General features: G+C 60.6%; 12 protein-coding genes. 6 read left to right on the plus strand and 6 right to left on the minus strand.

The window, feature by feature from the left end:
• Positions 1-64 precede the first annotated feature (64 nt).
• Together AC244Q_RS11150 and AC244Q_RS11155 are read left to right on the plus strand one after the other, a co-directional pair.
• Positions 65-460 carry a (R)-mandelonitrile lyase gene (locus AC244Q_RS11150; RefSeq protein ID WP_128407248.1) on the plus strand — a complete coding sequence of 132 codons (396 nt, stop codon included), beginning with the start codon at positions 65-67 and terminating at the stop codon, positions 458-460.
• A gap of 14 nt (positions 461-474) precedes the next feature.
• Complete coding sequence (locus AC244Q_RS11155; protein ID WP_128407249.1) at positions 475-1,464, plus strand: aldo/keto reductase; 990 nt, start codon at positions 475-477, stop codon at positions 1,462-1,464.
• A gap of 101 nt (positions 1,465-1,565) precedes the next feature.
• On the opposite strand, the gene maiA is transcribed toward AC244Q_RS11155, so the two are convergent.
• From maiA to AC244Q_RS11185, 6 genes are all read right to left on the minus strand, one after another.
• Positions 1,566-2,201, minus strand: a complete 636-nt coding sequence (maiA, locus tag AC244Q_RS11160) for a maleylacetoacetate isomerase (RefSeq protein ID WP_128407250.1) — start codon at positions 2,199-2,201, stop codon at positions 1,566-1,568.
• 19 nt (positions 2,202-2,220) lie between these two features.
• Complete coding sequence (locus AC244Q_RS11165; protein WP_017994304.1) at positions 2,221-2,382, minus strand: hypothetical protein; 162 nt, start codon at positions 2,380-2,382, stop codon at positions 2,221-2,223.
• A 66-nt stretch (positions 2,383-2,448) separates the two neighbouring features.
• Complete coding sequence (locus AC244Q_RS11170; protein WP_128407251.1) at positions 2,449-2,865, minus strand: organic hydroperoxide resistance protein; 417 nt, start codon at positions 2,863-2,865, stop codon at positions 2,449-2,451.
• A 189-nt stretch (positions 2,866-3,054) separates the two neighbouring features.
• Positions 3,055-4,377 carry an ATP-binding protein gene (locus AC244Q_RS11175; protein WP_017994305.1) on the minus strand — a complete coding sequence of 441 codons (1,323 nt, stop codon included), beginning with the start codon at positions 4,375-4,377 and terminating at the stop codon, positions 3,055-3,057.
• Positions 4,374-5,114 carry a response regulator gene (locus AC244Q_RS11180; RefSeq protein ID WP_017994306.1) on the minus strand — a complete coding sequence of 247 codons (741 nt, stop codon included), beginning with the start codon at positions 5,112-5,114 and terminating at the stop codon, positions 4,374-4,376. Before AC244Q_RS11180 ends, AC244Q_RS11175 begins: the two co-directional genes overlap by 4 nt.
• A 126-nt stretch (positions 5,115-5,240) precedes the next feature.
• The gene (locus tag AC244Q_RS11185) at positions 5,241-6,290 is read right to left on the minus strand and encodes an alpha/beta fold hydrolase (RefSeq protein ID WP_128407252.1); all 1,050 of its coding nucleotides are present in this window, start codon (positions 6,288-6,290) and stop codon (positions 5,241-5,243) included.
• A 349-nt stretch (positions 6,291-6,639) separates the two neighbouring features.
• Here AC244Q_RS11185 and AC244Q_RS11190 point away from each other — a divergent pair, with 349 nt between their 5' ends.
• From AC244Q_RS11190 to deoC, 4 genes are all read left to right on the plus strand, one after another.
• Positions 6,640-8,415, plus strand: coding sequence for a cytochrome c biogenesis protein DipZ (locus tag AC244Q_RS11190; protein WP_128407253.1), 1,776 nt, complete (start codon positions 6,640-6,642; stop codon positions 8,413-8,415).
• A 55-nt stretch (positions 8,416-8,470) separates the two neighbouring features.
• The gene (locus AC244Q_RS11195; protein WP_128407254.1) at positions 8,471-9,229 is read left to right on the plus strand and encodes an alpha/beta fold hydrolase; all 759 of its coding nucleotides are present in this window, start codon (positions 8,471-8,473) and stop codon (positions 9,227-9,229) included.
• Between the two features lie 403 nt (positions 9,230-9,632).
• Positions 9,633-10,355: a DeoR family transcriptional regulator gene (locus tag AC244Q_RS11200; RefSeq protein ID WP_012757756.1), complete on the plus strand. Its 723-nt coding sequence runs from the start codon at positions 9,633-9,635 to the stop codon at positions 10,353-10,355.
• A gap of 176 nt (positions 10,356-10,531) precedes the next feature.
• Positions 10,532-11,560 carry a deoxyribose-phosphate aldolase gene (deoC, locus tag AC244Q_RS11205; protein WP_164902342.1) on the plus strand — a complete coding sequence of 343 codons (1,029 nt, stop codon included), beginning with the start codon at positions 10,532-10,534 and terminating at the stop codon, positions 11,558-11,560.
• Positions 11,561-11,565 lie beyond the last annotated feature (5 nt).

An 11,565-nucleotide genomic window follows, 5' to 3' on the forward strand; every position in this document is an offset into this window, starting at 1 on the left:
GCCCTAAATACCTTGCTACTCGAGTGGACACGTCCACCCCGGCATCGAAAGGAAGAAGATAAAGATGGATATCAAGCGAAGCGGTTCGCAGCCTTCGGCCAAGGGACCAGCCGATTGGTTTACCGGCAGCGTGCGTGTCGACCCGCTGTTTGCCGTGACCAGCCCCGCACGCGCGGCTGGCGCCAGCGTCACCTTCGAGCCCGGCGCCCGCACCGCCTGGCACACCCATCCGCTCGGCCAGACGCTGATCGTCACGTCTGGCTTCGGTCGCGTGCAGCGCGAAGGCGGTCCCGTCGAGGAGATCCGCGCCGGCGACGTCGTCTCGTTCGCACCGGCTGAACGCCATTGGCACGGCGCATCGCCGACGACGGCGGTGACCCATATCGCCATCCAGGAACAGCTCGACGGCAAGGTCGTCGACTGGATGGAGCATGTCACCGACACGCAATACCAAGGTTAGAAAAGGAAACTTCTATGCAGAAGCGTGAACTTGGAAAGAGTGGACTTCAAGTCTCGGCCATCGGTCTCGGCTGCATGGGGCTGAGTTACGGCTATGGCCCGGCGACAGATATTCAGGAAGCGACCACACTGATCCGGCGGGCATTTGAACGCGGCGCGACCTTCTTCGACACGGCCGAGGCCTACGGCCCCTATAAGAACGAAGAACTTCTGGGAGAGGCGCTTGCCCCGTTCCGCGAGGAGGTGGTGATCGCCACGAAATTCGGCTTCAACTTCGATGCCAATGGCGGCCAGAGCGGCATGAACAGCCGGCCCGAGCAGATACGCGCGGTGGCCGACCAGGCGCTGAGGCGTTTGAAGACTGATGTCATCGATCTCTTCTACCAGCATCGCGTCGATCCCGATGTTCCGATCGAGGATGTCGCCGGCACGGTCAAGGCGCTGATCGCGGAAGGCAAGGTCAGACATTTCGGCCTCTCGGAAGCGGGCGCCCAGACGATCCGCCGCGCCCATGCCGTCCAGCCGGTGGCGGCGTTGCAGAGCGAATATTCGCTGTGGTGGCGCGAACCAGAGCAGGAAATCCTGCCGACGCTTGAAGAACTCGGCATCGGTTTCGTGCCCTTCAGCCCGCTCGGCAAGGGCTTTCTGACTGGCGCGATCAGTGAAACGACCACCTTCGACAGCAAGGATTTCCGCAACGTCGTGCCGCGCTTTTCTCAGGAGGCGCGAAAAGCCAACCAGACACTCGTCGATCGTCTCGGAGAAATCGCCTCCCGCAAGAAGGCAACCTCCGCCCAAGTGGCTCTCGCATGGCTGCTGGCGCAGAAGCCCTGGATCGTGCCGATTCCCGGCACAACCAAGCTGCATCGCCTCGAGGAGAACATCCAGGCCGCTGAAGTCGAACTGACGGCCGAGGATCTCCGTAGCATCGAAAGCGCGCTCGCCACGATCAAGGTGGAAGGCGATCGTTATCCCGCGCATCTGCAGGCAAGGGTCAACCGCTAAAAGCGGCCGACGGGCCATGAAGGTGACGTCTTATCGCCAAGGCTAGAACACCAGAAGAGAATCGGCCGCAGTCACTTGCGGCCGATTCTTCATAGATTGGATCATTGTCTCGGGGCCGGTGCGTTCTCCTGGAAAGCCGATATCGCCTCCAGTCTGGCGACAATCTCCGCGATATTCGGCCAGCGGGCGAGATCGAAGCCGAGGCGCCGAGCGCTGATCGCCTGCGGGAAGAGAAAGATCTCGGCAATACCAGGCTGATCCGCAACAGCGAAAGCCCCCTGCCTGTGGCCGGCGATCATCGCCTCGACCGCGGCCATTCCTTCACCGACCCAATGACGATTCCAGGCAGTAATGGCATCGGCATCCGCCTGGAAGACCTTGCCGAGATGCAGACCGATCCGCGGCGGCAGCAGCGCGTGGATCTCGGCTGCGATCGCAAGCGCGATCGACCGCGCCTGCGCCCGGCCTTCCGCGGTGTCAGGCAATAGCGGCGGTTCAGGCTTTATCTCATCGAGATATTCGACGATCGCCAGCGACTGGGTAATGAGGACGCCATTATCCGTCAGCAAGGCGGGCACGAGCCCCTGCGGATTGATACTGCGATATCCGGCCTGCCGGCTCTCGGAATTTTCGCCGAGGATGGTGACCGGCAGCGCTTCGGCCATCAATCCTTTCAGGGCAAGTGCGATGCGGACTCGAGATGTCGCCGAGGAAATTTCGTTCTGATAGAGTTTCACTGTCTTTCTCCCTGGTGATCTAAAAGAACAGCTGGAGCGGCAGCCGCTCCCCTGAGGATGAAGCTGCGGATGCCGCCGTCACCAGGCCGGCAAGCGGCGACGGCTCCTGTGACGTTACATCGTAGATGCAGGGCGCTGCGAAAATCGTCGCCCCCAGAATGCAGATGATCATCAGTCTCATTGGTTCCTCCATCGACGAGGCCCGACTGGCCTCGTCATGTTTCCTTTTGGCGATCGATCCCATCTGTCAGGCAATGCTCAATTCGACATTGATATTGCCGCGGGTTGCTTTCGAATAGGGGCAGGTCCGGTGCGCTTCATCCACAAGCGCGCTTGCCAGATCCGCTTCGATGCCCGGCAGGCTGACCTTGAGGCGAGCCTGCAGGAAATAGTCGCCGTCGGTCGCCCCGAGATCGACCTCGGCGTTGACGGCGGCATCTGCAGGAAGCTTGACCTTCAGCTTGCCGGCAGCAATGCCGATCGCGCCGATGAAGCAGGCAGACCAGCCGGCGGCGAAAAGCTGTTCGGGATTGGTGCCGGCACGGTTGCTGCCCGGAGGCGAAAGCTTGATATCAAGCTGCCCGTCGTCGCTATGCGACGCGCCGTCGCGCCCGCCCGTCGTGTGGGTCTTGCCGGTATAGAGAACCTTGTCGATCTTTGTCATGGAACACTCCTTTGTTGCGTCGCTCCAGGCGACTGGCCGCGCTGCGCGGCCGGGTTGACGGAGTGTGGTTTGACCGACGGATATATCCGCCATGTTTCCGAAATCGCCCGAAATGTCACAAAACGTAGCATCCGATATCGAAGACATCTTTACATACAAACATCTCGAATTTTGTGGTGACTGCCGATGTCAGCGGATGGTGACTTCCGCAGCCAGCCCGCCGCCGGCGCGATTGTAGAGCCGGAGCGACCCGCCGATCTTGGCCGTCAGTTGCTGGGCGATCGCAAGACCGAGACCGGTGCCGCCGGTCTCCCGGTTGCGGGATTGCTCCAGCCGGAAGAAAGGCTGCATGGCGGCTTCCAGCATATCGTCCGGAATTCCAGGCCCGCGGTCCATGACTGATATGACGATATCGTTCTCGGCGCTACGCTCGACGCTGATCTCGGCAGCACCGGCAAACTTCAGCGCATTGTCGATGAAATTCGACAGGATGCGGCGAAGAGCATGCGGCTTGGTAATGGCGGCGCCCTGAACCAGGCCGACGACCGTGACGGCCTTTCCGGTATCCTGGTAGTCGTAGGCTATGCTGTCGATGAACGAGGCGAGATCGATGCGGGCACTCTTCTCGCCATTGCCATGCGCACTGCGTGCATAGGCAATGCCGTCCTGAACGAGGCGCTGGATCTCGGCGAGATCGTGCACCAGCTTGTTCTTCTCAGGCGAATCCTCCGCCATGTCGGCACGCAGCCGCATGCGGGTGATCGGCGTCTGCAGATCATGCGAGATTGCCGCCAGGATCTGGACACGCTCTTCGAGGTAATGGGCGATCCTCTCCCGCATCGCATTGAAAGCCCGTGCCGCATGCGCGACCTCGCTCGGGCCTGCCTCACTCAAAGCCGGGCCGTCCTTGTTCGGGTCGAGCGCATCGGCGGCGGCAGCAAGCTCGCCGAGCGGCCGGATTGCCTGGCGAACAGCAAACCAGGTACAGAGGATGAGCAGCGCCATCTGGATAACGAAGACGTAGGGCAGCCATGCGGCGATCGGCATGACGCCCTTCGGCGTTACGTCGATCGTCAAGGGGCTTCCGTCGCTCAGCGTCAAATGCGCCTGCAATCGGTTCACATCGCCAGGAATTCGTTCGATACGGATCGGAAAGCGATGCCCGATGGCCTCCTCGATTTTTCCTGAGATTTCTGCCCCTTTGCTTGACGTATCAGGCACGCCGGGAAGACCGGGTCCGAGCACGAAACGGTAATTGCCGCGGCTCAGCCGGTCGAGCAGCTCGCCGCGTTCGCTTGGCGGAAGCCGATCGAGAACAGCAATCGATGTTGCCACGTCATTTTCCAGCGTGCCGAGCATCACCGCCTTGGCCGACATGTACCGCTCCATATAGAGCACACTGAAGGACAGACCGTAGGCGAGGGCCAGTCCGATCAGCAGGATCAGGAAGATCCGCGACCGCAACGTGCTCGGCCACGTCAGCCCCGAACGCAAGGGGATTGCCGCCTTCATCGGCGCGGCTCCGATATTTCGACCGGAACCGAAAACACATAGCCTTCGCTGCGCACCGTCTTGATATAGGTCGGTTCGCGCGCATCGTCGCCCAGCCGTTGACGCAGGCGACTGACCAGAAGATCGATCGAGCGATCGAAGAGATCGGCGTCGCGCCCCTGCGTCAGGCTCAAAAGCTGGTCGCGATTGAGCACTCGCTGCGGATGGTCGATGAAGACGCGAAGCAGACGGTATTCGGCGCCGCTCAGCGCAATCGCGGTCCCCTCCTTGTCGAGAAGGTGCCGGGCCACCGTATCGAGCCGCCAGTCGCCGAAAGTCAGCAATTGCCCGGCTTCGCTGATCTGCAGGTTGGGCGGCAGCATCCGCGTGCGTCGCAGCACCGCCTTGATGCGGGCGAGCAGCTCACGCGCAGCAAAGGGCTTGGGAAGATAGTCGTCGGCGCCCATCTCCAGCCCGAGGATCCTGTCCATTTCGTCGGTGCGGGCCGTCAGCATCAGGATCGGGATCGCCTTGTGCCGGCCGGCGCGCAGTTCGCGGCACAGCACCAGCCCGTCATCGCCGGGCATCATCACATCTAGCACGATCAGGTCGACTGCATTGGCTTCGACAAAACTGCGCATCTGCCGTCCGTCGGCGGCAACGCTCGTGCGCAGGCCGTTCTTCTGCAGATAGCCCGATACCAACTCGCGGATTTCGCGATCGTCATCGACGATCAGGATGTGATCGACATGATCCATATTTCCCTGTTCCTTATCGATAGAAGCGGCCGCGCCGGTCGCTTCGTTCCCGACCGAAGCGACAGACGCGACCTACGCATATTCCGCTGGCCGGAGCAACGAGGCGCTGCAACCGGCATCGTCGACCTAGAAACGATCGACGTCTATGACCGCCTGCGCGAAGGCCTGCGGCGCTTCCTGAGGCAGGTTGTGGCCAATGCCGCCGCCGATCGTGCGATGCTCGTATTTACCGGAGAATTTTCCGGCATAAGCGGAAGGCTGCGGATGCGGCGCACCGTTTGCATCGCCCTCCATGGTGATGGTCGGCACCGAAATGACGGGCGTTGCGGCGAGCGTCGTCTCGTAGGCATCGTACTTGGCCTCGCCTTCGACAAGCCCCAGGCGCCAGCGATAATTGTGAATGACGATCGCGACGTGGTCGGGATTGTCGAAGGCAGCGGCCGACCTGTCGAATGTCGCATCGTCGAAGTTCCACTTCGGCGATGCCGTCTGCCAAATTAGCTTTGCGAAATCATGCGTGTTGGTCTCGTATCCCTGACGACCGCGTTCGGTGGCGAAATAGAACTGGTACCACCAGGCGAGTTCGGCTTTGGGCGGAAGCGGCTTCTTGTTGGCCTCCTGGCTACCGATCAGGTAGCCGCTTACAGATACCATCGCCTTACAGCGCTCGGGCCAGAGCGCCGCCATAATGTTGGCGGTCCGCCCGCCCCAGTCGTATCCGGCAATGACGGCCTTCTCGATATCCAGCGCATCGAGCAGCGCGATCATATCGGCGGCGAGCGCTGACGGCTGGCCGTTGCGCGGCGTCTGATCGTCCAGGAAGCGGGTCGTCCCGTAACCGCGTAGATAAGGCACAATCACCCTGTAGCCCGCCGCGGCAAGCAGGGGCGCGACATCGACGAAACTATAGATGTCATAGGGCCAGCCATGCAGCAGCAATACGACAGGGGCATCCGCCTTTCCCGCCTCGGCATAACCGATGTCGAGCACGCCTGCCTTGACCTGCTTCAGCGCTTCGAAGGACGTGTTGGTTCCGGGCTTTACAGCTGGCACCGAAGCGGCCGTCGCAGACGACTGGGCGGCGGCCCTGCCTGCCACGCCGAATTCGACGGCCGCAAGGGCGATTGCCGTCATGCCGAAGAAACGGCGGCGGTGATGGTTGATTTGCTCTGACATCGGTCTCTCCTGTCGAATGGATCACGGTCGCGAAAAGGCGCTCTACTTGTATCCCCGATATGTCGTAAGCAACCGTTTTTTGAATGCGGATGTGGCTTCCGGCCGCCTGGATACATTCCGATACAATCGCGCTGCCTCAGCAAGTGGTCGCATTGGCCGCAGCCGTTTCCTCGCCACCGCGGCAGTTTGTACCGCTTTGTATCGCCGCCCCCTACCCCGACACTTCGGTACATTTTCCCGCAAAGCCGGACACATCGAGGATACTTCACACCGGCCATATCCCCGCCGTTGCTGGTTCAGGCCCCATCGCCGCCCAGAGCCCGATCAATCGGTTTCAAAGGAAACGATGATGACACTTCTGATCATTGCCTATCTCGGAGGCGCGCTGACGATCCTCAGCCCGTGTATCCTCCCCATCCTGCCCTTTGCCTTCGCACGCGCCGGACAGCCCTTCGTCAGAAGCACGCTGCCGATGCTGGCGGGCATGGCCGCCACTTTCGCGCTGGTCGCCACGCTTGCTGCAGTCGGTGGCAGCTGGGCCATTCGCGCCAATGAATATGGCCGCCTTGCCGCCATCGTCCTGCTTGCCCTCTTCGGCGCGAGCCTGCTTTCGCCGCGTTTCGCAAGCACGCTTGCCCGGCCGGTCGTCGACCTTGGCAACAATCTTGTGAACGCCACCGGCGGCGGGCGCGGCACCACGACAGTGAAGAGCGCGCTTCTTCTCGGCGTCGCCACCGGACTGCTCTGGGCGCCTTGCGCCGGTCCGATTCTCGGCCTTGTGCTGACCGGAGCCGCATTGCAGGGCGCTAATCTGCAAACGACCTTCCTGCTGACCGCCTATGCCGCTGGTGCTGCAAGTTCGCTTGCCGTCGCCCTGCTTGTCGGCGGCAAGCTCTTCGCCGCCATGAAGCGCTCCCTCGGCCTTGGCGACCGGATTCGCCAGGTGCTCGGCGCTGCCGTGCTGGCGGGTGTCGCCGTCATCGCGCTCGGCCTCGACACCAGCCTGCTCGCCCGGCTCTCCTATGCCAGCACCGCATCGGTGGAACAGGCCGTGCTCGACAGGCTGCATGCAAAGCCGCTCAGTGGCGCATCTTCCAAGCTGGCGAGCAACGAGGTGATGATCGCCGCAGCCGATGCGAACAAACCCTTCCGTAGCGACTTGCCCGTCGAAGGCCACGCCCCTTCGCTCGACGGCGCGGTCGAATGGCTGAACTCTGAGCCTCTCACCACAGAACGGCTGCGCGGCAAGGTCGTCCTCGTCGACTTCTGGACCTATTCCTGCATCAACTGCATTCGTACCATCCCCTATGTCAGGGCTTGGGCCGAAAAATATGCGGACCAGGGTCTGGTCGTCATCGGCGTCCACGCCCCGGAATTTGCCTTCGAGAAGAAGATCGACAACGTCAAGAAGGCGATCGGCGACTTCCAGATCGGCTATCCCGTTGCGATCGACAATGATTACAGCATCTGGCGCGCCTTCGAAAACAGCTACTGGCCTGCCGCTTATCTGATCGATGCCAAGGGCCAGATCCGCTACCACCATTTCGGCGAAGGCAATTACAGCAGGACCGAAAAAGCCATCCAGGACCTGCTGCGCGAAGCCGGCAGCCAAACGACGGCGAGTGCGCCGGTCGTACCGGATGCCAAGGGTGTGGAAGCAGGTCCTGATCTCGGCAATATCCGCTCGGGCGAAACCTATCTCGGCTACGAACAGGCGGCGAACTTCGCCTCTCCCGAAGGGCTGCAGGCCGATACGGCGAAAAGCTATTCGATCGCCGAACCCGGCCTCAATGGCTGGGGCCTGTCCGGAACCTGGACCGTCGGCCGGGATCAGGCGACGCTTGATCAGTCGGGCGGCGGCATCACCTATCGCTTCAGCGCCCGCGATCTGCATCTCGTTCTCGGGCCTGGCGGCAGCGGCAAACCGGTCCGCTTCCAGGTGAAGGTCGACGGCAAGGCGCCAGGGCTTGACCACGGCTCCGACATCGATGCCGACGGCAACGGTACGGTGACCGCGACGAGGCTTTATCAACTCGTCCGCCAGTCCGACACGGTCGCCGCCCGCAACTTCGAGATCCGCTTTCTCGATCCCGGCGTGCAGGCTTACGCCTTCACATTCGGCTGAACCTGAAACGCATCACGATCCCAATCATCAACAACGACCCCAAGGAGTGATAGTCATGAACAAACGTCTTCTTTTCACTGCAGCCCTTGCCTTTGCCACCACCGCCATCGCATTCGCGGCGGAGGCTGCCGAGGTCAAGAACATCGTGATCGTCCACGGCGCGCTGGCCGATGGCTCGGGATGGCGCAAGGCGACTGACATTCTCGAGAAGCGCGGCTTCAACGTCACCATCGTCCAGCAGCCCATCACCTCGCTCGATGACGATGTGGCGGCGACCAAGCGCGTTCTCGACCTTCAGGACGGACCGGTCCTGCTCGTCGGCCACAGCTATGGCGGCATGGTCATCACCGAAGCCGGCAACGATCCCGCGGTCGCGGGCCTGGTCTATGTCGCCGCATTCCAGCCCGACAAGGGCGAAAGCCTGCTGAGCCTCGCCAGCTCGAAGCCCGCCGGCAGCATGGATATAAAGGAAACGAAGGACGGCAAATATCTCTATCTCGATCCAGGCGCCTTCGCCGCGGATTTCGCAGCCGACCTTCCGCAAGCCGACGCCGATTTCATGGCAAAGTCACAGGTCTTCGCCGCAAAGCAGGCATTCTCCGCCAAGATCACTCAGCCGGCATGGCGGACAAAGAAAAGCTGGTCGATCGTCGCCACCGAGGATCGCTCCATCAACCCCGAGCTTGAACGCGACATGGCAAAACATGCCGGAAGCAACGTGACTGAAATAAAGGCAAGCCACGCCGTCTTCGCATCCCAACCGGAAAAGGTTGCCGATGCGATCGAAACGGCAGCAAGGAAAGCCGGCGAGTAGCGCGCGCAGCCAGGAATGTCCTAAGCAGCCGCGAGGATGAAGCCTCTGGTCGGAAGGCCACCCCGACCAGAGGCGTGACGAACTCGCCCCTGCCGGCCGAGAATGTCGATCTCGTCGTCACCCGCTTCCCCGCAGCCGAAGTGAGGCACCATCTATGCAGTTTTGTGATTATTTCATCACGAAAATGGAAGATTTGTCACAAATTCTCATTTCAAATTGCGGGGTTTCCCTGTAAAATTGTGACGATATGCCATGTTGCGCGCAACTGGCTGGTGCAGAAGCTGTAGCTCGGCGCAAATGCCGAGTCGTAGCTCGAGGGACAGACAAGATGAGAATGGCAGTCCCTTGTTAAATTTTGATCAGAACACTATTCCAGGTGTAAACGATAAGGGAGAGATGCGATATGGATAGTCGCAAGGGCCGGCGCATCGCAGTCTTATCCGAGGCCCTTTCACAACATCGCATTCTGCACATCAAGAATGCTGCGGAGATCCTGGGCGTCTCAGAGATGACGGTTCGGCGTGATGTCGGCGCCAATGCAGACCAATTCGCGTTTCTCGGCGGCCATATCGTTCCGGCTATCGAAGCGGAAAACGATCCCTATGAAATTTCCAAGGCAGCCGACAGTCATGCCGCTGCAAAACGGCAAGTTTGCATACAAGCCATTGATTACATTCACCATGATGATACGGTGTTTTTCGATTGCGGCACCACGTTACCCTATCTGGTCGATCTCCTCCCAGACCAGATTCATATAACGGCGATCTGTTACGCCATGAATGTCGCCGATCGTCTGACGCGAAAACCCAACGTTCGCCTTGTTATGCTCGGTGGTCTTTATCACCCAGCATCGGCGAGCTTTTCCGGTGCCTCGGGGCTGGAAATGCTCGATCAGCTTGTGATCAACGTGGCATTTCTTTCAGCAGCCGGTGTCGATGCCCGGCGTGGCGCGACCTGCGCGCATTTTCACGAAGCGGAGATCAAGAAAAAGGCGATGTCCCGGGCACGAAAGAATATTCTTCTCGCCGACAGCAGCAAAATCGGCAAGCTCAAGCCAGCCTTTTTCAGCGACATGAAGTCGTTCGACGTGGTCATCACCGAAAACGGCATGGACGATTTCGACTGAGAAATCCCGCATTTTTTCTGCGTCTGGCGAAATCTAAACTTGACGCAGCGGCGCGGTGATGCAAACTTCACAAACAGTGAAAAAAAAATCACATTTGAGCCAGTCGTGAAACTTCGTCTGCGTGCCTCTTCACTGATGGCAACAGGATCTTCACGCTCGGATCGGGAGGATTCTAGTTGGAAACCGTTGCTGTTCACAATGCGGCAAACGCGGCGCATCATGGAGGCCCTTCGCGATTGCCGGGCGGCACCCATAACCGGCCGCGCAATACCGGGATGGAACTCGATCTGTCGTGGGTGCTTGATGCCCGGGTCAACCTGTCTGCCACCGAGCGCCGCGTAGCCTCGCTTCCTGGACGCCGCACCGTCAAAAAGGACGCACAGGCGGCTTGGCTCCTGAAGGCGGTGACCTGCATCGACCTGACGACATTGAACGGCGACGATACCCCCGAACGCGTCAAGCGATTGTGCGCGAAGGCGATGAATCCGATACGCGCCGACATTCTGGATTCGCTTGGCATGAGCGGCCGTTCGATCACCACCGGCGCCATCTGCGTCTACCATCGTTTTGTTGCAACGGCGGTCGAGGTGCTCGGAGATTCCGGCATTCCGGTCGCCGCGGTTTCGACCGGTTTCCCTGCCGGCCTCAGCCCGCACCATCTCAAGGTCAAGGAAATCGAGGCGTCAGTTGCCGATGGCGCGAAGGAAATTGACATCGTCATCACCCGCGAGCATGTGCTGACCGGCAACTGGACTGCACTTTACGAGGAAATGAAAGAATATCGCGCCGCTTGCGGTGATGCGCATGTCAAAGCCATTCTGGCGACCGGCGACCTGAAGACGCTCCGCAACGTCACCAGGGCCTCGCTGGTCTGCATGATGGCGGGAGCCGATTTCATCAAGACCTCGACCGGCAAGGAAGGCGTCAATGCGACGCTGGCCGTGACATTGACCATGCTGCGGGCGATCCGCGCCTACCAGGAGCGCACCGGTATCAAGATCGGCTACAAGCCGGCCGGAGGCATTTCCGCGGCGAAGGACGTGTTGAACTACCAGTTCCTGATGAAAGACGAACTGGGGCGCGAGTGGCTGGAGTCCGATCTCTTCCGCATCGGTGCATCAAGCTTGCTTGCGGATATCGAGCGGCAGCTGGAGCATCACGTCACCGGTGCCTATTCGGCCCTCAACAGACACCCGATTGGATGATCCAG

The organism is Rhizobium sp. CB2179, from assembly GCF_057653455.1.

Bases quoted from the DNA above. Each gene is read 5' to 3' on its own strand.
- AC244Q_RS11150 (WP_128407248.1), top strand. From the start codon at position 65: ATGGATATCAAGCGAAGCGGTTCGCAGCCTTCGGCCAAGGGACCAGCC.
- AC244Q_RS11155 (WP_128407249.1), top strand. From the start codon at position 475: ATGCAGAAGCGTGAACTTGGAAAGAGTGGACTTCAAGTCTCGGCCATC.
- AC244Q_RS11165 (WP_017994304.1), bottom strand. From the start codon at position 2,382: ATGAGACTGATGATCATCTGCATTCTGGGGGCGACGATTTTCGCAGCG.
- AC244Q_RS11170 (WP_128407251.1), bottom strand. From the start codon at position 2,865: ATGACAAAGATCGACAAGGTTCTCTATACCGGCAAGACCCACACGACG.
- AC244Q_RS11175 (WP_017994305.1), bottom strand. From the start codon at position 4,377: ATGAAGGCGGCAATCCCCTTGCGTTCGGGGCTGACGTGGCCGAGCACG.
- AC244Q_RS11180 (WP_017994306.1), bottom strand. From the start codon at position 5,114: ATGGATCATGTCGATCACATCCTGATCGTCGATGACGATCGCGAAATC.
- AC244Q_RS11185 (WP_128407252.1), bottom strand. From the start codon at position 6,290: ATGTCAGAGCAAATCAACCATCACCGCCGCCGTTTCTTCGGCATGACG.
- AC244Q_RS11190 (WP_128407253.1), top strand. From the start codon at position 6,640: ATGACACTTCTGATCATTGCCTATCTCGGAGGCGCGCTGACGATCCTC.
- AC244Q_RS11195 (WP_128407254.1), top strand. From the start codon at position 8,471: ATGAACAAACGTCTTCTTTTCACTGCAGCCCTTGCCTTTGCCACCACC.
- AC244Q_RS11200 (WP_012757756.1), top strand. From the start codon at position 9,633: ATGGATAGTCGCAAGGGCCGGCGCATCGCAGTCTTATCCGAGGCCCTT.